11 protein-coding genes are annotated in these 22,404 nt (G+C 39.5%); 10 read left to right on the forward strand and 1 reads right to left on the reverse strand.

Features of this window, described 5'->3' with window-relative positions:
* Position 1 precedes the first annotated feature (1 nt).
* Positions 2–2,791 carry a substrate-binding domain-containing protein gene (locus G0Q07_RS08120; protein WP_394366533.1) on the reverse strand — a complete coding sequence of 930 codons (2,790 nt, stop codon included), beginning with the start codon at positions 2,789–2,791 and terminating at the stop codon, positions 2–4.
* Positions 2,792–3,125: 334 nt separating this feature from the next.
* On the opposite strand from G0Q07_RS08120, the gene G0Q07_RS08125 reads away from it, so the two are divergent.
* From G0Q07_RS08125 to G0Q07_RS08170, 10 genes are all read left to right on the forward strand, one after another.
* Positions 3,126–6,038 (forward strand): SusC/RagA family TonB-linked outer membrane protein, encoded by a 2,913-nt coding sequence (locus tag G0Q07_RS08125; RefSeq protein WP_163345615.1) that lies wholly within the window; start codon positions 3,126–3,128, stop codon positions 6,036–6,038.
* Between the two features lie 21 nt (positions 6,039–6,059).
* Positions 6,060–7,568, forward strand: coding sequence for a RagB/SusD family nutrient uptake outer membrane protein (locus G0Q07_RS08130; RefSeq protein WP_163345616.1), 1,509 nt, complete (start codon positions 6,060–6,062; stop codon positions 7,566–7,568).
* A gap of 234 nt (positions 7,569–7,802) precedes the next feature.
* On the forward strand, positions 7,803–11,120 hold the full coding sequence (locus tag G0Q07_RS08135; protein ID WP_163345617.1) for a VCBS repeat-containing protein: 3,318 nt from the start codon (positions 7,803–7,805) through the stop codon (positions 11,118–11,120).
* The gene (locus G0Q07_RS08140; RefSeq protein ID WP_163345618.1) at positions 11,089–14,370 is read left to right on the forward strand and encodes a VCBS repeat-containing protein; all 3,282 of its coding nucleotides are present in this window, start codon (positions 11,089–11,091) and stop codon (positions 14,368–14,370) included. Before G0Q07_RS08135 ends, G0Q07_RS08140 begins: the two co-directional genes overlap by 32 nt.
* 40 nt (positions 14,371–14,410) lie before the next feature.
* The gene (locus G0Q07_RS08145) at positions 14,411–15,334 is read left to right on the forward strand and encodes a hypothetical protein (RefSeq protein ID WP_163345619.1); all 924 of its coding nucleotides are present in this window, start codon (positions 14,411–14,413) and stop codon (positions 15,332–15,334) included.
* A 188-nt stretch (positions 15,335–15,522) separates the two neighbouring features.
* Entirely contained in the window at positions 15,523–17,211 is a 1,689-nt protein-coding gene (locus G0Q07_RS08150; RefSeq protein ID WP_163345620.1) for a CRTAC1 family protein, read from the forward strand.
* Between the two features lie 8 nt (positions 17,212–17,219).
* Positions 17,220–18,626 carry an HzsA-related protein gene (locus tag G0Q07_RS08155; protein WP_163345621.1) on the forward strand — a complete coding sequence of 469 codons (1,407 nt, stop codon included), beginning with the start codon at positions 17,220–17,222 and terminating at the stop codon, positions 18,624–18,626.
* A complete protein-coding gene (locus G0Q07_RS08160) occupies positions 18,619–20,646 on the forward strand; it encodes a beta-propeller fold lactonase family protein (protein ID WP_163345622.1) in 2,028 nt (675 codons plus the stop codon). Before G0Q07_RS08155 ends, G0Q07_RS08160 begins: the two co-directional genes overlap by 8 nt.
* Before the next feature lie 268 nt (positions 20,647–20,914).
* The gene (locus G0Q07_RS08165; RefSeq protein ID WP_163345623.1) at positions 20,915–21,874 is read left to right on the forward strand and encodes an IS110 family RNA-guided transposase; all 960 of its coding nucleotides are present in this window, start codon (positions 20,915–20,917) and stop codon (positions 21,872–21,874) included.
* On the forward strand, positions 21,871–22,176 hold the full coding sequence (locus tag G0Q07_RS08170) for a hypothetical protein (protein ID WP_163345624.1): 306 nt from the start codon (positions 21,871–21,873) through the stop codon (positions 22,174–22,176). The genes G0Q07_RS08165 and G0Q07_RS08170 overlap by 4 nt, the downstream gene beginning before the upstream one ends.
* Positions 22,177–22,404 lie beyond the last annotated feature (228 nt).

Here is a 22,404-nt window from a genome sequence, read left to right on the forward strand (position 1 = left end):
TTTAAGTTGAACGATATTGCTTCTTGTATTTGCTCGGAGACATTTTAAATTGTTCCTTAAAACATCTTGTGTAGTAGGACTGTGAAGAGAACCCCGATTCGTATGCTATTTCTGTAATTGTTTTACCACTGTTACGTAGGTAATCCAACGATTTTTTAAGCTTAATAGAAATGACAAATTCGCTAACCGACATATCGGTTATTTTTTTTACTTTCCGATAGAGATGAACCCGTGATAATCCAAGTTTAGAAGCCAGCTCGTCCACATTAATATCGTCGTGGCCAATATTTTCCAGGATTATATGTCTTAGTTTTTTCAGAAATTGCTGATCCAGTTGATTAATACCGTTTTCGGTTTCTTTAAAACTAAGTGTTTCGCGATAATGCTCTCTGAGTTTTTTACGCGATACCAACAGATTGTTTATTGTTGATAGTAATAATGCTTTACTGAATGGTTTTTCGATGAAATAGTCGGCTCCATCTTCCATCCCCTCAATTTTATTTTTAATGGATGTTTTAGCGGTAAGTAAAATAATTGGGATATGGCTTGTTTTTGTATCTGATTTTAATTGCCGTGTCATCTCAAAACCATCCATTTTAGGCATCATAATATCACTTATAATCAGGTCTGGTTCTTCCTCAAGCACTTGTTCTATTCCTTCTTTTCCGTTGGTAGCTGTATAAATTTTGTACCTGTCTTTCAGCATCATGCGAAGGTAATCAAGCATGTCGGGCATATCTTCAGTAATTAATATCGAAAAGGTCGCCTCTTTGTCAGGTATCAGCGAGTCAATAGCTTCGGCCGTTTGGGGTTCATCAAGAAATGGGTAGTCTTCATTAGGAGAGGTTTCGATATTCCTGTTTTTGATCATTTCATCTTCCACAAGGTGTAAATTACCCACAGGCAGCCACACAAAAACCGAAGTGCCTTCTCCTTCGGTACTTTCTACCTTAATTCTTCCGCGATGAAGTTCAACCAATTCTCTCGAAAAATTGAGTCCAATCCCGGATCCTTTTACAATTCTTGATTCGTCTTTTTGGTAATACCGCTCAAAAATTTTTGGTAAATCTTCTTTTGGAATTCCTTCTCCTGAATCTTTTACCTCGATACAAAATTCTTCAGCAAATAGTCCCGGATTATTTATTTTGTGTTTCCGGAGAATAATTTTTATTCTTCCTTTCTGCGGTGTGAATTTGAAAGCATTGGAAAGGAGATTAAACATTACTTTTTCTATTTTTTCATAATCAAACCATATCACCGGGTACTTAATTGTTGATTCGTAGGTGAGGCTTATATCTTTTTTGTCGGCCAGTGTTTGGAAAGAAGCGCATATATCGTTTAAAAAATCATCCAGATTATTTTCGCTTGCTTTGATTCTCATTTTCTTGTTTTCTATCATCCTGAAATCAAGCAGTTGGTTAATCATTTGCAGTAAACGATGTGTGTTCCGATGCATAATCTGGTAGTTTTTCTTTATATCGGAAGGGGGCATTTTTTCTTCAATTAAACTTTCAAGTGGACCTTTTATCAGTGTAAGCGGAGTCTTAAATTCGTGCGATATATTTGTGAAGAATGTGAGTTTTGCTTGTGTAGCTTCTTCCAGTTCTTTGTCGATTTTCTTCAGCCGCTCATGTTGTTCTTTTAACAACTGGTTTTGTTTTTCAATCTCTTCATTTTTATCAACCAGTATTTTATTCAACTTTTTTTTATCATTCAGGTTAAGGTAAATCATGAAAATTAAGGCCGTTGTAAGTGTTAAAACGGCAATAAGAAAGAACAAAATTAAATTCTTTGTTTTGTTACGGTTTGTTTCAATGGTAAGCAAAAGTTTTTGCCTTTCTATTTTATTGTGCAATAACTCAATCTGGTCGGTTTGAGCCTTTAACATTGGAGCGTTATTTTTATCGATAGTTAAAGTGGGAATAATATTTTGTTTTGAAACCTTCCGTTTGTTTAAAATATCATTGGCTATTTGTATGGCCAGACCTCCACCGGTTTTGTACATAAATGTGGCATCAAGCACATTGTCGAGTACCATTTGGATACCTCCTTCGGTTCCCGGAAGTCCATCAACGCCAAGAACATATGTATGGCGAGTTTCTCTGTATTGCTGCGTAACTTTTCGTACTTCACGAGCCATCACATCGTTGTGTGCAAAAACCAGATCAAACTCCAGTTCGTCATTAATCGCTTCGTTAATTATTTTATTGGCGCTATTGGTTTTCCAATCACCTGAAACTGATTTGACGATGGTAATATCAGGGAAATTATTCAAAACTCGGGCAAATCCATTATGTCTCTCTTGCGACGGAGATGAGCCTTCCAGCCCTCTGATTTCAAGTATCTTTCCTCCGTTTTGTAGCAACCGGGCTGCATGATTTCCTGCTTCTACACCTATAATATAGTTGTCGCCACCAATAAAGGCTGTGTATTTATCGGTTTTAACTTTTCTGTCGATAACAATTACCGGAATACCGCTATTGTATACCTGTTCAACTATTGGCGCTATCGGTTCTGATTCGTTTGGAGAGACAATTAATAAATCAATTTCCTGGTCTATTAGCTCTTTAATTTGTTTTATCTGTGTGCTCGAATTATCCCTCCCGTCTTTAATTATCAATTCAATATCGGGGTAGAATGATAATTCAATTTCCATAAGTCGAATCTGAGTTCGCCGCCATAAATCGTTAGTAGTACATTGCGAAAAGCCAACTTTATATTTAGGTGTTGCCCAGGAAGTATAACTCTGAACAAAAAAGATCAGAATGAATATAGGAATTAGTTTAGCCAAGATAGTTAGTTGCTTAAGTTCAGTTCAAAATTAAAAGAAATCATCAAATTAGCATTATGTATTTCCAATATAATCATGATTCAACCATCAATTGATGACTTGGTTTTTGAGTTCTTGGAAAGATAGATTAAGAACATTTGTAAAAATTGTGTAACATAACTTCATATTGTGTTACATGGATGAATATCTGGCAAAAGTTACAAGCTTTTGTAACATTTCTTTATGCTTTAGTATCATGTGTGATTGACTTGCCTGTTTGCTACATGTAATTTTGAATCATAAAAAGTGTTTGGATAACAAATACAAAAATTACTAACTTAATTATCTATAAACTATGAAGAATCATCATGTAAAAATTGCGGTATTAGTACTTTTTTCCGCATTCTTTATGATCTCCTCGGCTTTCGCACAGGAAGTGACGGTTACAGGTAAAGTTGTTGACAATGATACGAAGGAACCGCTTCCGGGTGTATCTATTGTTGTTGATGGCACCACCAAAGGAACGATTACAAACTTTGATGGAGAATATTCCATCGATGTAAATACGGGGGTAATTCTCGTGTATTCTTATATCGGATATTCCAATTTAGAGAAGGAAGTTACCAGTGGTGGAACGATGGATGTTGAACTTTCAATGAGCACCGAGTCGTTGGACGAAGTGGTTATTGTTGGTTATGGCTCGGTAAAGAAAAAGGATGCAACCGGTGCAGTAAGTTCGGTAAAGACCGAAGATTTTAACCGGGGTGTCAGCAGTTCTCCAAGCGATTTAATTCAGGGAAAAGTATCTGGTGTAATGATTACAAATTCAAGTGGTGATCCGGGAGCCAATACTTCTATTCGTATCCGCGGTAACTCGTCGGTGCGTTCCGGTAACGATCCGCTTATTGTTGTTGACGGTGTTCCGCTTTCGGGAGGAAATACTACTGCCAGTGCCGATCTTGGTATGGGTAATTCTGACGCGCGTAACCCGCTAAACTTTATCAATCCAAACGACATTGCTTCGATGGACATTTTAAAAGATGCATCTGCAACAGCAATTTATGGTTCGCGCGGAGCCAATGGTGTAATTATTATTACGACTAAAAAAGGTGCCGGAGCAAATTCAGTTGAGTTTAACTCTTCATTCAGCGTGTCTAAAGTTGCCAACCTAATTGATGTTTATTCTGCTGATGAATTTGGTGCAATGGCTCCCAACCAAGACCATGGTGGAGATGTAAATGCACTTGATCAAATCTTCAGAACTGCATTTACGCAAAACCACAATGTTGCTTTTACTGGTGGTAACGAAGATTTGAAATATCGTTTATCGTTAAGTGCACAAGATCAGGAAGGCGTTGTTAAAAATAGTGGCTTAGAAAAATATACTGCTAACCTAAACGCAAGCCAGGAGTTTTTCGACAATAAATTGAAAATTGATATTAACATGATTACTTCTCATGTTGAAGACCAGTATGCACCTATTACAAACGATGCCGGTTTTGAAGGAAGTTTGCTTAGTAATGCACTGGCCTGGAACCCAACGGATGATTTATATAAGTCGGACGGTTCCTATAACCAGTTATATCTCGATTTGGTTAACCCATTGGCGATGTTAGATATGGTTAACGATAATGCAAAAACCTTGCGTGTTTTAACCAATGTTTCGGCTTCATATAAAATATTACCGGAATTAACTTACAAATTAAATCTTGGTCTCGATAATACAAATTCAAGTCGCAGTACTGCTGTATTGGCAAGTTTATTCCGCGCAGGAATTTCGGAAAGAGGTAGAGCAAGTGTTAATGATTTGAAATCCAATAGTAAGTTAATGGAACATACCTTGGATTATAATAAAGTATTCAGCGAAATCTTCCGTTTTACCGGTATGTTGGGATATTCATACCAGGAAACCAAGCGTTCGGGGAAATCAATTAGCGGTCAGGATTTTACATACGATGAGATTGATTATATTTATCAATTACAGGCCATGTCGCAAGAAACAAGAAGCGTATCCTCTTTTTACGATCCGGTAAACGAGTTACAATCATTCTTCGGAAGGGTTAACTTTAGTTTATACGATAAGTTTCTTGTAACAGCTACCATGCGTGCTGACGGGTCAAGTAAATTTGGTGAAAATCAGAAATATGGTTATTTCCCTTCTGCAGCTCTTGCTTATCGTATTTCTGAAGAAGAATTCATTCCAGAATCATTCGATGATTTGAAATTCCGTTTAGGATGGGGGCAAACAGGTAACCAGGAATTTCCTGCAGGTGCTTCACAGGCACAATACGAAATTACCCGCGACGGTATTGTCCGTAGTCAGTTTGATAATCCTGACTTGAGATGGGAAACTTCAACCACATTTAACCTTGGTGTAGACTTTACCATGTTTGACTCAAGGTTATCGGGTACAATTGAATACTTTAATAAAAGAACAGAAGACTTATTGTTTTATACAACCGCAGCTTTTCCGGCTCCATCGAGCGGTAGGGTATGGACCAATCTTGATGCTGAAGTGTTAAACACGGGTGTTGAGATCGCTTTAAGCGGGCGTATTGTTGAAACAAAAGACTTTTCATTCGATTTAAGTGCCAACATAAGTTTCTTGACAAACGAGTTACAGAACTTTAATAGAATTGTAGAAACCGGTGGTTTACACGGACAAGGAATGTCTGGAGTTACCAGTCAACGATTTGTTGAAGGCCAACCATTAAATGTTTTCTACCTTTTGAAATTCCAGGGGCTTGATGCAGATGGAATTAGCATTTACGATGAGGATAAACAATATGTTGGAGATCCTAATCCTAACCAGATTATGGGTGTGTCTGCAAGTTTACGTTACAAAAGCTGGGATATGATTGCAAACTTTAATGGCGCGTTTGGCCATCAGGTATACAACAACACTGCAACATCAATACTTGTTGCCAGTAACCCAACAAAGGGACGTAATACTTCGCCATTATACGTAATTGAAGGAGAAAGTGCTGACAATGCCATTTCTGCTTCAACCCGTTATCTCGAAGACGGTGATTTTATCCGTTTAAATAACCTCACAATTGGTTATACTTTTGAAGATGCACCATGGGTATTTAAAAACGCTCGTCTTTCATTAACCGGTCAGAACTTGTTGTTGTTTACTGATTATACCGGCTTTGATCCAGAGGTAAACGTCAATAAAGCTATTGATGGTGTTCCTTCATTTGGAATCGACTATGTACCATATCCAAATTCGAGAACATTTTCGTTTGGCCTGAATGTATCATTTTAATTACTTAAGAACTTGATTAACATGAAAAATATATTAAAATTTTTAGCCGTTTTTATCGCGATCACAGTATTGAGTATCGGCTGTACGGACTTAGACGAAACACTGGAAGATCGCTTGACAAAAGATCAGGTAACAGCAGCTAATGTTTCTGATTTATTGACAGAACTCTACAAAACTCTAAATGATGTTGATGGCTCGGGGGCTGATATTATTTATGAACATACAACTGATGTTTTAATAGCACCTACCCGTGGTGGCGACTGGGATGACAATGGCGCCTGGCGTGCATTGCATCAACATAAATGGGATTCGGAGCATTCAGGTATTGGTGGCCGCTACCAAACTTATACCGCCGGTTTATTCTCGGCTATCGACTTATTACAATATGAAACAACTGCACAACAGGAAGCAGAAGCACGTTTTATTCGTGCCTTGTATATTTTCTGGATTACTGATGGTTGGGGACAGGTAGCAATGCGCGATCCGGGTGCCGCACTTTCTGAAGATCCGTATGTACTATCTGGTGCTGAGGCAATTGATTTCGTTATTTCAGAATGTGAGTCGATAATGAGTAGTTTGCCTGCAAATGACAGTCCATGGGTGGCAACACAGGCTGCAGCACAGGCTCTGCTGGCTAAGGCTTACCTTAATAAGGATGTTTTGTCTAGTGATCGTCAGACTTTCTCTTTCAGCGCAGATAATATGTCGCAAGTAATATCAAATTGCGATGCCATTATTAACAGTGGAAATTATGCATTGGAAAGTGATTATTTCATGACGTTTTCAGCACAAAATGAAAACTCAAAAGAAATTATTTTCTCGGCACGTAATACGCGAGGTATTGAATCGGGTGGCGTTCAAGGACGCTATTATTCAGTACTGCATTACAATCAAAAACCTAGTGGTTGGAATGGTTTTACCACTTTAGCTGATTTTTATGATTCGTTTGAAGAAAATGATACGCGTAGACATGGAGAAGTTGCCGATGTAAAAGCAGCTTCAGGACTTGATGCCGGTTTGCTTTACGGACAGCAGTACGACGAAAATGGAACAGCTTTGGAAGACAGGGCCGGTAATCCTTTATTCTTTACAAAAGAAAGTCCTATTGTATCCTCGGGAGCCACTTTGGAAACCAGTGGGATTCGAATAATGAAGTATACACCCGATTACGAGAATGTGGATTCGCCAGAGAATGACCTGGTTCATTTCCGTTATTCAGATATACTTTTGATGAAGGCAGAAGCATTATTGAGAACGGGCGACAGTGCCGGTGCATTGGTAATTGTAAACCAATTACGCTCAGTACGTAATGCGTCCGAACTTTCATCGATTACTGAAGATGTATTGTTAGCCGAAAGGGCACGTGAATTATATGGTGAAAACTGGAGGAGAAATGATTTGATTCGTTTTGGTAAATATTTAGATTCTTGGGATCAAAAAGAAGCTTCGGATGCGAAGTATTTACTCTTCCCATTTTCTGCATCGCAAATTGCATCAAATCCAAATTTGGTTCAAAATCCAGGATACTAATATCTAAATCAATTAATCCGCATTACGTAGTTTAGTTTATAAATCGAAGTAAGCCAATGAGTGTGAACTCATTGGCTTCTTTTTGGCGCTAAGTTTAACAGCGTTAAAAACGAATTGGTTTATAAACTTTTGAGTAAAGTTATTTAGTCGGTAAATTGTTAGCAGAAAAGTTTTTAGATTTGTTAGAAACCTGATTGACTAACAAATCAGACTAAACCAAGAAAATAATCTTAAATGGTGAAGAATGTCATAACCGCGATAGTCGTATTCGGCCTGTTTTTTTCTTGTGCCAATAAAACAGAAGAGCATCTGGCGGCTACTTTATTTCAGTTTGTTCCGGCAAAAAACAGTGGAGTCGATTTCGTCAACAGTGTGAAGGACGAAAAAGACTTTAACATATTTACGTACCGTAACTTTTACAATGGAGGGGGAGTTGGAATTGGAGACATAAACAACGATGGATTTTCTGATATTTACATGATTGCAAATATGGGAGAGAACAAACTCTACCTCAATCAAGGTGATTTTACGTTTAAAGATATTACCGAAAAGGCTGGAGTTAGTGGTAAACGGGCTTGGTCTACCGGCGTTGCAATGGTCGATGTAAATCAAGACGGATTACTTGATATTTACGTATGTAATGCCGGAAACGTTGAAGGCGACGACCATAAAAACGAACTCTTCATCAACAATGGAGATTTGACTTTCACCGATAAAGCCACAGATTATAACCTTGATGATGCAGGTTATACAACTCATGCTGCTTTTTTTGATTACGACAGTGATGGTGACCTTGATGTTTACATTCTGAATAACAGTTTTATTCCGGTTAATAGCCTTGGTTATTCAAACCGACGAATGCTAAGAAGTGATGAATGGAGCCTACCCGATGAATACCGGGGAGGTGGTGACAAACTTATGCAAAATGATAACGGCAAGTTTGTGGATGTTAGCGAGGAAGCTGGAATTATGGGGAGTCTGATTGCTTTTGGAATGGGCGTTACCGTTGGTGATATTAACCAGGATATGCTGCCTGATATTTATATATCAAACGATTTTTACGAATGCGATTACATGTATATCAACCAGGGAGACGGAACTTTTAAAGAAAGTTTGCGTGATTATATCCAGCATTTAAGCATGTCGTCGATGGGAGCTGATTTGGCAGATATTAATAACGATGGTTATGCCGAGATTTTTGTTACCGATATGCTTCCTGAAGGTGATGAACGCCTAAAAAATACCAGTGAGTTTGAAACCTACGATCTGGTTGATATGAAATATGATCTTGGGTTTTATAATCAGTACATGCAAAATGCTTTGCACCTAAATAATGGGAATGAAACCTTTTCTGAAATAGCCTATTACAGCGGTTCGGCACAAACAGATTGGAGTTGGGGCGCTTTATTGCTGGATATGGATAACGACGGTTACCGCGACATTTATGTGTCTAATGGTATTTATTATGATCTCACCGACATGGATTTTATGGACTACTTTGCCGATAAAATTATGCAGAAGATGAAACAGTCGGGAGAGAAGGAGGAAGTTGAAAACATTATTAGTCAGATGCCCAGTAACCCGATTCCAAATTATGCCCTTCGCAACAATGGTAATCTTACATTTGAAAATATGGCTGCCAGCTGGGGGCTTGATGTACCCAGTTTTTCAAATGGTTCGGCTTATGGCGATTTGGATAATGATGGTGATCTGGATTTGGTAATCAGTAATGTAAACCAAATCTGTCATTTGTTTCGGAATACTACGAGTGATAAAGGGCTAAACAATTATATTGCTGTTGATTTAAAAGGGGGTGACAAAAACATTTTCGGTATTGGCGCTGCAGTATATGTCTATTACAACGGGCTTACTTTAAAACAAGAGGAGTTTCCTACTCGTGGTTTTCAATCTTCTGTAGGTTACCGGCTTAATTTTGGTCTGGCAAACCATCAGCAGGCTGATTCCGTAGTGGTTTACTGGCCAAATGGCTACAAGCAGCGCATTGATAATGTAGCTGCCAATTCCTGGTTAACGTTAGATGTTAATAATGCAACAACAAGCTACAATAGCCTGCCGAAAATAGAAACAGAAGAAGAAATTTTTGAGCAAAAACAAACGGCTTTTGAGAAACATAACGAGAACGTTTATATTGATTTTGAACAGGAAGGACTGGTGCCGCATAAAACGTCAAGAGAGGGACCTGCCATTGCTGTTGGAGATATTAACGGAGATAATCGTGATGATGTTTTTATTGGTGGCGCAACCGATGAAATTGCACAACTTTGGATTCAAAATCAGGCCGGAGACTTTATAAAAAGAAATAGTAATGATTTGGCTACCGATAAGTTATTTGAAGATACTGCCGCTTTGCTTTTTGATGCAGATGATGATGGCGACACGGATTTGTACGTCGGGTCCGGGGGAAACGACGCACCATCTGCAGACGAAAAGTTAATGGATCGTTTGTACCTTAATGATGGCCGCGGTAACTTTACCCATGCAGCATCTGCTTTGCCCAATATGCGTTACAATACATCGGTAATTGCGGCCAACGATTTTGACGCAGATGGCGATGCCGATCTTTTCATTGGAAACATGGGAGTTTCACAAATTTATGGTATCAATCCAAAACAATATTTGCTTGAAAACGATGGTCACGGAAATTTTACGGATGTAACAGAATCAAAAGCGTATAAGCTTATGGATGCCGGAATGGTTACTGATGCGCTGTGGTATGATATTAATAACGATGAGCGTAAAGAACTAATTGTTGTTGGCGAGTGGATGGCACCCAAGATATATGCCTCAAATGGGCGTCGTTTACAAGAGCTTTCAAGTAGTCTCGATTCGCTAACAGGATGGTGGAATGCAGTGTCGGCAGCCGATCTTAATTTAGATGGTACTGCTGATTTGGTACTGGGCAACAGGGGCTTAAATATGTACTACCATGCCAGCCACGAAAACCCGGCAAAAATGTTTATCCACGATTTCGATAATAACGGAACTGTGGAGCAAATTCTTACTCGCCATTTAGATGGAATGGACAAACCTATTCCTTTAAAGCGGGAACTTACCAACCAAATTGTTTCGCTTAAAAAAACAAACCTGACCTTTTCCGACTTTGCAATAAAATCTATTTACGAAATTTTACCTTCCGAACTGCTCGATAATTCGTTGGTGAAGGATACCCGGATATTTGAAAGTGTTGTGGCATATAACAATGGCGATCTGCAATTCAGCATCGACACTTTACCTGCAGAAATACAGTTTTCCAGTGTGAACCGAATTCTTACAACTGATGTAAATGGTGATAATTACCCGGATCTTTTGCTCGGAGGCAATGATTTTGACTATAAACCACAATTCGGCCGACTCGATGCCGGATTCTTCCATCTGCTGGAAGGAGGAGAACAGGGGTTTTCCCGAATATCAAGATCCGGGATAAAAGGCACCGGAATGGTTCGAAGCCTTAATCAAATCACCATTAACAAAACTAAACATCTGCTAATTGGCATCAACGATGAAAAAGCTCAGCTATATAAAATCAAATAATATCGTTTTACTTGTTTTGATTGCGGTTATATTAAGTGCATGTCAGTCAAAAGAGCGGCAATTTAAACTTCATTACCCAGATAAAACCGGAATCGATTTTAAGAATGAAGTACATGATACCAAGCAGGCTAGTATTCTTGATTATTTAAACTATTACAATGGCGGAGGTGTTGCTGTAGGCGACGTCAATAACGACTCTCTTCCCGATCTGTTTTTTATCGGAAACCTTGAAAAGAACGGATTATTTCTTAATAAAGGGAATCTGCAATTTGAAAATATTACTGAAAAAGCGGGAGTGGCAGGTAATTCCGACTGGAACACAGGAGTAGTAATGGCCGATGTGAACGGCGATGGCTGGTTAGATATTTATGTAATGGCCGTTATTGGAATCTCAGGTTTTGAAGGGCATAATGAGTTATACATCAATCAGGGAGATGGAACTTTTAAGGAAGAAAGCCGGAAGTATGGGCTCGATTTTGATACCTATTCGTCAACCGCTGCTTTTTTTGATTACGACAAAGACGGCGATCTCGATATGTACTTGTTGAATCAGGCCGTACACACCTCTAAATCTTATGGAGCAGCCTCGCTACGCTTTAACCGTAAATACGAGTCGGGCGACAGGTTGCTTCGTAACGATGATGGTTATTTTAACGACGTTAGTGAGGAGGCAGGAATTTTCGGTGGCATCATCGGATATGGACTCGGCCTGGGAGTGGCCGACTTTAATAACGATGGCTGGGATGATGTTTTTGTTAGTAACGATTTTTTTGAAAACGATTATTACTACCTCAATAATGGCGACGGTACATTTTCTGAAAAGTTGACCGAGTGTTTTGGAATGACCAGTCGGTTTTCTATGGGGAATGATATTGCTGATATTAATGGCGATGGTTTTATGGATTTAATTACGCTGGATATGTTGCCGGAAGATGAAAAAGTGCTGAAGGCTTCAGACGGTGATAACAGTATGAGCCTGGAAAAGCTAAAACAAAAGTTGGGCTATCATCCGCAGTATTCGCGTAATATGATGCAGCTCAACAATGCAGGGAAATCGTTTACAGAAGTGGCTTTGCAGGCAGGAGTTGCCGCCACCGACTGGAGTTGGGCTCCTTTACTTGCTGATTATAACCAGGACGGATTTCTCGATCTTTTTGTGGGAACAGGTATCGAGCGTCGTCCAAATGATCTTGATTATATACGGTTTATTTCAAACGACCAGATTCAAGGGACCCTCGAAAATACCAACCTGATGGATAATTTGGCTTTAAAAGCTATGCCAACCGGCATTATTCACAACTATATTTTCGAAGGAACAGGATTTGAATTCATCGATCAATCGGGAAAATGGATACCGGATGATACCCTGAAAAGTACCGGGGCCGTATTTGCCGATCTTGATAATGATGGCGACCCGGATATTATTACCAATAATTTTAATGCCCAACCGGTTATTTACGAAAACTTGAACAAGGCAGGAAATAACTACCTGAAATTGACTTTCGATTGTCAAACAAAAAACCGCTTCGGACTTGGAACAAAAGTGGTGTTGTATAACGATGGAAAAATACAAATGCGCCAGTTGAATGTTACCCGTGGTTATCAATCTTCGGTTGATCCGGTGGTGCATTTTGGTTTAAATAAAGCAACCGTTGTGGATTCTTTGCTGATAATCTGGCCCGATAATACCTGGCAGACACTTCATCATGTGGAGGCAAACCAAATGCTGATCGTTCGGCCTGAATCCAAAAGAGAACCTTTTAACTGGAAACGCTTAAACCCTGAACTTGAACTCTGGTTTGAGGCTCCTGACTCCACAGAAATAATGCAGGCAAAACATGTCGAAAATGCCTATTCCGATTTCGATCGCGAGAAACTTATTCCTTATATGATTTCGGCAGAAGGGCCGGCAATAGCAGTGGGTGATGTAAACAAAGATAACCGACCCGATTTTTTTATGGGAGCTGCAAAACACGATACCGCCCGTCTATTCATCCAATCCGAAAAAGGGTTTGAAGAAAAAGTACTTCCGGCTTTTGTTGATGATGCTGTTTTTGAAGATGTAGATGCGCATTTTGTTGATGTTGATAATGATGGCGATTTGGATTTGTTTGTGGTTTCAGCTGGTGGCGAGTTTTATGGGCAAATGCCGGAATTAAAAGACCGGGTATACTTAAACGACGGATATGCAAATTTCACTCGAAGCGAAGTTGCAATTCCCGATTATTTTACCAACGGCTCCGTGGCTCGGTTTTGTGATTTTGATGGGGATGGCGATCAGGATATTTTTGTTGGAGGGCGAGCTGTCTCGTACCGCTTTGGGGCAATTCCGAAGTCTTATTTGCTGGTGAATAACGGAACTGGCCAATTCAGTATAAGCGATCAGCCCGATATTTCAAAGGCTGGAATGGTGACAGATGCTACCTGGTGTGATGTTAATAATGATGAACAGCCCGATTTACTGGTGGTGGGAGAATGGATGAATCCTCGTTTTTATGTGAATAATGCCGGTGAATTCTCGCTTGTAAAAAGCTTTATTCCTGAAAATCTCGCAGGTCTGTGGCGTGCAGTAATTCCTTTTGATGTGGACAACGATGGTGAAACTGAATTTTTGTTGGGAAATTGGGGGACGAATTCCAAGTTGCATGCTTCAAAAAAATTTCCGCTTCGGTTGTACTTTCATGATTTTGATGAAAATGGCCAAACCGAAACGGTATTGGCCATGGAAAATAAAGAAAAATATTACCCCGTGAATACAAAAGATCAGTTGGATGAACAGCTGGGAGAAATTACGGGCAGATACAAGAATTATCGCGATTTTGCAGGTGAAACCATGCCGCAAATATTTGGAGAAAAGTTACTTAATGATGCTTCTTTGCTCGATGTTACATGTTTGGAATCGGGCTATCTGGATAAAGTAGGTTCTGAATATCATTTTGTTTCGTTTTTACCAGAACTTCAGGTTGCTCCCATCAATGAATTTCTTGTCAGTGATTTTAATCACGACGGGAAACAGGATGTGCTTGTGGCTGGTAATTTTCTTGGGGTGTCGCCTTTTCATGGCCGATATGTTGCCAACTCCGGTATTGTGCTAGCGGGTGATGGAAGCATTAAACGAGGAGTTTATTGTGGTTTGGATTATTCACAAAAAGAAATAAGAAAGCTGAATTTAATTGATGTTGGAAATGAAAGTTATGTGTTGGCAGCTCCAAACAACGAAGCGTTAATCTGGAATAAAGTGAAGAAATAAGGAAAGTGGATAAGTTGAATTTAGTGATGTTTACCTGATTATGAAACGAAGAAAATTATATATTTCTATACCAATTCTGTTTCTAATTTTTACTGCAGCCCTGTGGTATTTTTTTCTGAAAAAGTGGGATTACAAGGTCATGTTTACAGCGCCGGTAAATTCGTCAGTAGCTTATTCATTTATACAGAATCATAACGAATGGGATGGAAAAACACTAAAAGCAGGACAGCTTATTATTAAGGATGAAGAACCCTGGAAACAGCTGGCAAGCGAATTACAATTGAATGATGAGAAGTGGGATTTCAACTGGTTTTTAAAACAGAAAAATGATTCAGTAACGAAAGTTGTTGTTCAGTGTTCTCAGCCTAATCGAAAAATGAAGAATCGCTTTGATATCCTTTTGCAGCGCTCAATATTTTCAAAAAGCGTGAAAAAGAATATCAAGATTATTCGCGATAAAATGATAGAAAGAAGCAACGAATTTAGCTACACTTTTAAAGATTATAACAGCATTAACGAAATTGCCTGCATAGCCATTTCAACGCAAAGTACAATACGAGGAAAAGCTGATGAGATGATTCGTAACGTGCTAGACCTAAATATGTTTGTTAAGGATAATGAACTGGGGCTAAACGGAGATCCGATGCTTGTTATTCATCATTGGGATCCCTCAACTAATGTTATCAATTTTGAATTCTGTTTTCCTGTTATGCATCCTGAACGCATTCCTGATCATCCAAATATAAAATTGAAAAAGGTAGTAGTATCAAAAGCAATATATGCTGAATATTTTGGGAACTATTGTTACTCTGACTATTCGTGGGGAGCGCTGTATAAAAAACTTAAAAAAGAAGAAGGAGATGAACCAACGGGAAGAATTATCGAAGTTTTTTACAATGACCCGCACTCTGGAGGAGACGACAAGACATGGAAAGCAGGTATTTATATGGAACTGAGAAAATGATTGTTACAACATCAAAAAATATTTGCTACTTATGTTCATTTTTCACACTTTTGGAATATCACTCTACTGGGTGAATAATTTAAATAGAATTGTTCTAAAACCTTGATCAGTCTGTGAGCATTCTGTTTTTTTGATCTGATCAAATGTATAAAATGATTGTTTGGTGTTCTGATTAAAACTAACTAACTATGACTTATCTGAAAATCAATCGCAGCTTTGTGTCAAACAAATTGCTGACACTTTCTGTAAGTATACTTTTATTTGTTACTGCTTGTCAGTCGAATAAAAATACAGAATCAAAACAGCTTTTAACTCCACCTTCTGCTAATGATGCATTTTACCAGGAAATTGCCGACGAAATAGGACTTGATTTTGTACACTCCATTGGCGACGATGAACTTTCCAACATTGTAGAGTCGAGTGGTGTAGGGGCTGCCTTTATTGATTTTGATCAGGATGGCTTCATTGATATTTACGCTTGCAATGGTACCTGGAGAGAAAATCTCAGCAGTGGTGATAAACCTAAAAATCCATCACACAATCACTTGTATAAAAATATGGGGAACGGAACATTTCGGGATGTGACGGAGCAGGCCAAAGTAGGCGGCCCGTGGTACGGAATGGGAATAACTGTTGGCGACTACGATAACGACGGATTCCCGGATATTTTCCTGAGTAACTTTGGCGAAAATGTATTGTTGCATAATAATGGCGACGGTACTTTTACGGATGAGTCGGAAAGTGCCGGTGTAAAAGGTGGCGGGAAATTTAGCGTAGGTGCTTCGTGGCTTGATTTTGATAACGACGGATTCCTTGATTTATACGTGGGCAATTATTTGTTTTTCGATCCGGAATATGATTATTATTATGCACCTGATGGTTTTCCAGGGCCACTTGCTTATGACAGCCAACCAGATATTTTGTATCGCAACAATGGTGATGGAACTTTTGAGGATGTTACGCAGGCAATGGGAATTGAAGATTTGGATGGACGAGCGATGGGAGTTGGTATTGCCGATTACAATGCCGATGGTTTTGTTGATATTTATGTTGCTAACGATCATACCGTAAACTATTTGTGGCAGAATAATCAAGGAAAAGGTTTTACTGATGTGGGAACAATGTCGGGAACCGGCTTTAGCCAGTCGGGAGAGGCAACGGTAAGCATGTCGGTAGATTTTGCCGATTTTAATGGCGATGGATTGCTTGATATATTTATCTCTGACGACACATATTGTTCATTGTACAAAAACCTGGGCGGTAATGTTTTCAGCGATATATCATATTCCGCTGGCATTTCAGTGGCATCAGGGCAATTTGTTGGTTGGTCCTCCAGCTTTCTGGATTTTGATAATGATGGCGACGTGGATATTTTCAAAAGTAATGGTGAATTAAAACATTTATATGGCCACGAAGATCAGCTATTTGAAAACATTGGAAACGATAAGTTTGAAGATATATCGGTTGATCTGAGTTCTTATTTTCAGGAGGAAAATGTTGGACGAGGCGCCTGCACCGGAGACTACGACAACGACGGTGATTTAGATATCTTCATCATGAATATTGATGGTGCCTGCAAGTTTATTCGGAATAATAAAGGCAACCAAAACAATTGGATTGAATTTAGCTTGCAGGGAACAAAAAGTAATAGAGATGGAATTGGAGCATTGGTGAGTATAACATGTGGCGAAACCAAACAGGTTGCACAAAAGAAAAGCACAACCGGTTATCTCTCACAGGGCGATCCGCGTATGCACTTTGGCGTTGGGAAAAGCGAAACGATTGATCTGGTTGAGGTAAAATGGCCTTCGGGAATTGTGCAAAAAATAGCCAATATTCAGACCAATCAAATTTTGCCAATTATTGAACCGGAATAATCCTGATTATGAGAATTATTAAACAATTACAAAAAATAGCAATCCTGTTGTGCTCTGCTGCAGCTATTTTTCTGAGTGGTTGTTCCGGAACATCCATGAAGGGTGCAATTCTGATAACCGAAATTCCGCAGGAACTTGAGCTGGATTATTCACCATGGCATGTTCCACAATTAGAAGGGGCACGAATTGTTGCTGTTCAACCCGGCGGAAAAACAAAAATATTATCCGTTGATTTTTATGCAGCTATTACACCCACGGTTTCTCATGATGGAAAAAATATGCTTTTTGCCGCCAAAGAACAGGCTGGCGATAACTGGCAAATCTGGGAAATGAAACTGAGCTCGGGAAAAACGAGGCAATTAACTTTGGGTGAAACCGATTGTACAAATCCAACGTACCTTCCTATCAATCGCTTTGCATTTACAAAACAACTGAGTAGCGCTAAAATAAAAGATTGTAACCAGGTGTTTACTGCTAATCTCGATGGGAGTAATCTGCAGCAGATAACATTTAGTCCGCAAACTTTTGCGGCGCTTACTGTTTTGAAAGATGGCCGTTTTCTGGCCATGGAAAAACAGATTTACCCGAAGGAGGGAGAGCAAAATCTTATGGTAATGCGACCTGACGGCACTAAACTGGAACTATTCTATAAAAGCGAAAACGGAAAATATGTGCAAAGCAAAGTGATAGAAAACAGCAATGATAAAATGTTATTTGTTGAACGTAGCGGGAGTAAAAGCAATATCATTTCGCTTTCGTACGGTATGCCGTTGCACAGCCATAAAATATTGAGCGAAGGAATTGAAGGTGAGTTTCTGTCGGTTTCAAACGGAGAAGAGGAAAATGCGCTGGTTGTTTACCGAAAAAGTGAAGATGAAAATTTTGGCTTATTCACTTTTGATACGGCAAAGAGTTTAGTGGAAGAGATATACCAAAGCAAAGGTTATAATGTAATAGAGGCAACAAAGGTTAAAGTCATGCAACGACCAAGAAACTTGCCTAGTGCAGTAAAATTGGAGGAACCATCGGGTTTGCTTCTGTGTCAGGATGTGAATTTTTCGGGTCATGTAGAGACAAACAACGATAGAGCTCAAAAGATAGAATTTTTGGGTGTTGATACCAGTCTTGGCGTGATTAGCGTGGAAGAGGACGGTTCGTTTTATGTGAAAATTGAAGCTGACCTCCCGTTTCGTATTCAAACATTGTCGGCCGATAATGAGGTTATAAATGGCCCCGGAAGCTGGTATTATATTCGTCCAAATGAACGGCGAGCATGTGTAGGTTGTCACACGGGACCTGCGATTTCTCCTTTCAACAGGCAGCCATTGTCAGTTAGAAAAGATCCGCGTATTATTAAGCAGAATTCGGATCTGAGTTTGAAAAATGCTAATGCGAAAGATTATGAGCATGAATAGGAAAAAGATATATTTTACCCTCGGGGTTATCATTTTGTTTGCGCTGCTGATCTTTTTCCCGGGAAGACAAAAGGCACGGCAGCATGTTAATTACATGACTGCTGTGGAAGATCATCCTCTGAAATGTACATCGTGCCATTTACACATGATTGATAAAGACCGGCCAATAGGCCAATGGTTAAGCGAAGATTATTATTCGCCGATTAACCTGGCAGTTTCCAACAATGGGCAAAAATTATTTGTGGTAGCACAGGATGCTAATGAGTTGTTGTTGGTTGATGTAAACAGTAAAAACGTTGAAAAGCATATTCCGGTTGGGAAATTTCCGCATAGTGTTGTGTTTTCTAAAGATGGCAGGCAGGCCTTTGTGAGCAACCAGTGGAGCGATAATGTAATGATTGTTGATCTCACCTCTGGAGAAGTTAGTGATACGATTACCACAGGAAACGGTCCGTCGGGAGTAATGCTTAGTACCGATGAACAGTTTTTATATGTTGTGAACACTTTTTCTTCTGATCTTACCGTAATTGATCTTGGTAAAAAACAAGAAGTAAGGCGCTTGCCGGCGGCGTATAACCCAACAGGGATTGTGTTGTCGCCTAATGGCAGTAAATTATATGTCTCAGGCCGACGAGCTCATATGGTCCCTTTTGGTGAACCAACAGTGACAGCTATTACCGAATTCGATGGCGAAAAAAAAATTGTTCGTAATACCTTGCAAGTAAAGGATGCGTATTTAATGGAAAATATGGCATTTACTCCGGACGGAGAACTGGTTTTAATGTCGCTAATTCGGCCTAAAAATCTACTTCCAACGGTTCAGGTAGAACGCGGCTGGATGATGAATCATGGTTTTGGAATTATCGAACAAACGGGCAAGCAGCGCGTTGTTCAGTTTTTACTGGATGAACCCAATTCGTATTTTTCCGATCCTTATGATATTGTAGTAAGTAAAGATGGTAAAAGGGCTTTTATCTCAAGCACTGGAGTAAATCATATCTCTGTGGTTAATCTCGATTCTATTCGTTCAATCTTACAAAATTACAGCGAGGAAGAATTAAACTATTTTGCCAACGATTTATCTTTTAGCCGGCATTATATTGAAAAACGCATACCTACCGGAGCAGCACCAAAAGGATTGGCACTATCGGATGACGGAACAAGGTTATACGTTGCGAACCAGTTGGATGATCAGGTTGGGGTTGTCGATTTACAAAAACTCGAGAATCTAGATCCTATAGATTTGGGTGGGCCCAAAAAAATAAGTGTTAACCGACGAGGACGGCAAGTTTTTGTAAATGCCGGCGGAACATTTCAGAATCAGTATTCATGTTATACTTGTCATCCCGATTACCACGAAGATGGGTTGGTATATAATATGGCCGGAAAAGGTATGGGCCGAAATGTGACAAATACACAATCGTTGCGCGAAATAAACCATACGGCACCTTTCAAATGGAATGGTAAAAACCAGACCGTGTATAAACAGGATGGAATGCGGTTCTCAACAGTATTAACACGTACCGAGGCGTTTAGTTATCCTGATCTTGATGCGCTGGCCTCGTTCATAATGACCGGCATTAAAAACCCTCCAAACCTAATGTATAATCCCAATGGAGAACTTACCGCATCGCAAAAACGAGGAAAGAAAATTTTTGAACGAACCGAAGATAACTTTGGAAAAGAAATTCCGATGGATGGAAGGTGTGTAACTTGTCATCCGGCACCTTTTTATACAAATTTTCAATTTGCTGATGTAGGTACACTATCCGCAACCGATGACACCATACAGTTTGATACACCACACTTAAATAACATTTTTGCATCAGCTCCCTATTTGCACGATGGGCGTGCAACAACACTCGAAGAAATATGGACACTTTATGGTGGCGAAGATCAACATGGAGTAGTAAACGATATGACAAAAATGCAGTTAAACGATTTGGTTAATTATCTGAAATCGCTGCGAAGTGCAAAACTTGAAACACCTGAACAGGAGGTGTTGAACTCAGGTATGTAATAGTTTTTTTTAAACGACAAGAAGGATATCAATAAAATCAAATACGAATGAAACGAACATCTATAATATTACACCCAGAGGATAATTAAAATCGTGCGAGTTCCATAGTATACCGATAAAAATGAACAATTTTAATAATATGAAACCTACATGACAATTAACTGACGCCCGAGAGAATGAAAATCGGGAAGGATGCGTGGGGTACCAATTCTATCAATGATTTGTAATTTAGTTTAGGCATAAGCCGAATAACTAAAAGCTGATAGAAATGGGAACTTCACAAGTATTATTCGATCAAGTAGTATCCCGGGGATGCGGACTTGATGTACACAAAAAAGTGGTAACAGCCACAATTGATGGAGAAGGGGTAAAAAAGCAAACACTCGATTATCCCACCATTACGAGTTCTTTGAAAGAATTGAGAGATTGGTTATTGGGAAACGGTATTACGCACGTGGCAATGGAAAGTACGGGTGTGTTCTGGAAGCCTGTTTACAACGTACTGGAACCTGCCGGGTTGACAGTTTGGATAGTCAATGCAGCGCACATCAAGTATGTTCCGGGCCACAAGACGGATAAAAAAGACAGTGCCTGGATATGCAAATTATTGCTGGCGGGTCTGTTAAAGCCCAGTTATATTCCGCCCAAAGAGCAACGGGAGTTACGGGATTTGACACGTTACCGTACCAAATTGATACAGGGCAATGCATCGAACAAAAACCGTATAATGCGGCAATTGGAAGATGCCAATATCAAATTGTCCAGTATGCTGAGTTCTACCAGTGGTGTTGTAGCCACCAAATTGATAAATAAGCTTTGTGATGGAAAAGAGGTAACGATGCAGGATGTGGAAGAAGTTTATCACAAAAAAATCGGGGCAAGCAAAGAAGATATTTACGAGGCTTGCCAGAGTTTTATCACTGAACATCATATTTATATGATAGGCATCCATCGCCAGGAGATTGCACACAGCGAACAAACCATAGCGAATTTGAGTGGGCGCATCAGAGAAATCCTGCAGCCTTACGATAATGTGCTGGAGTTGCTGAAAAAAGTTCCGGGCATCAGTTCAAAGAGTGTAGAAGACCTTGTTGCAGAAATAGGTTTGGACATGAGTGTATTCCCAAGCGAAAAGAACCTTGCATCCTGGGCGGGCATGTGCCCGGGTAACAACGAAAGTGCGGGCAAAAAAAAAGCGGAAGAACCACCCAGGGAAATAAACAGGTGAAAAATGTTTTAACAGAAATAGCCTGGGCAGCAACAAGAACAAAATGTACATTTTACAAGGCAAGGTATCATCGGTTGGCAGCGCGTAGGGGCAAAAAACGGGCCTTAATAGCAGTAGGACATTCGATCCTGAAGTCTGTTTATCATATCTTAAAAGATACTTGTGAATACAAAGAGCTCGGAGCAGATTACCTGATTGAAAGGACGAAAGCAAAACGCAAAACATATCTAAAGAGCGAATTGGGCAAATTGGGATATACCGTTGAACTAAAGGAAGTGCCACTTGCGAAAGAAGCAGTTTAGTATAAACCATACAAAATTAGAAGGTCGATTTTTTCTGGCACCCGTTATTTGCGAATAATATCGAAGCCGAGTATGAAACTGACCTCAACGGCTAAGCACCCAAGAGAGTGCAAGAAGCACGAGTATGAAATTTTAATTTTCTTAGCTGTTGTTTCAATACTGTTAATCGTCAATAACCACATTTATCGTACCGATGAGTGCTCTCTTTTCTTGTAATATATAGATAAG

The sequence above is a fragment of the Draconibacterium halophilum genome (assembly GCF_010448835.1).
Classification (GTDB): Bacteria; Bacteroidota; Bacteroidia; order Bacteroidales; family Prolixibacteraceae; genus Draconibacterium; species Draconibacterium halophilum.

Bases quoted from the DNA above. Each gene is read 5' to 3' on its own strand.
- G0Q07_RS08125 (WP_163345615.1), top strand. From the start codon at position 3,126: ATGAAGAATCATCATGTAAAAATTGCGGTATTAGTACTTTTTTCCGCA.
- G0Q07_RS08130 (WP_163345616.1), top strand. From the start codon at position 6,060: ATGAAAAATATATTAAAATTTTTAGCCGTTTTTATCGCGATCACAGTA.
- G0Q07_RS08135 (WP_163345617.1), top strand. From the start codon at position 7,803: ATGGTGAAGAATGTCATAACCGCGATAGTCGTATTCGGCCTGTTTTTT.
- G0Q07_RS08140 (WP_163345618.1), top strand. From the start codon at position 11,089: ATGAAAAAGCTCAGCTATATAAAATCAAATAATATCGTTTTACTTGTT.
- G0Q07_RS08145 (WP_163345619.1), top strand. From the start codon at position 14,411: ATGAAACGAAGAAAATTATATATTTCTATACCAATTCTGTTTCTAATT.
- G0Q07_RS08150 (WP_163345620.1), top strand. From the start codon at position 15,523: ATGACTTATCTGAAAATCAATCGCAGCTTTGTGTCAAACAAATTGCTG.
- G0Q07_RS08155 (WP_163345621.1), top strand. From the start codon at position 17,220: ATGAGAATTATTAAACAATTACAAAAAATAGCAATCCTGTTGTGCTCT.
- G0Q07_RS08160 (WP_163345622.1), top strand. From the start codon at position 18,619: ATGAATAGGAAAAAGATATATTTTACCCTCGGGGTTATCATTTTGTTT.
- G0Q07_RS08165 (WP_163345623.1), top strand. From the start codon at position 20,915: ATGGGAACTTCACAAGTATTATTCGATCAAGTAGTATCCCGGGGATGC.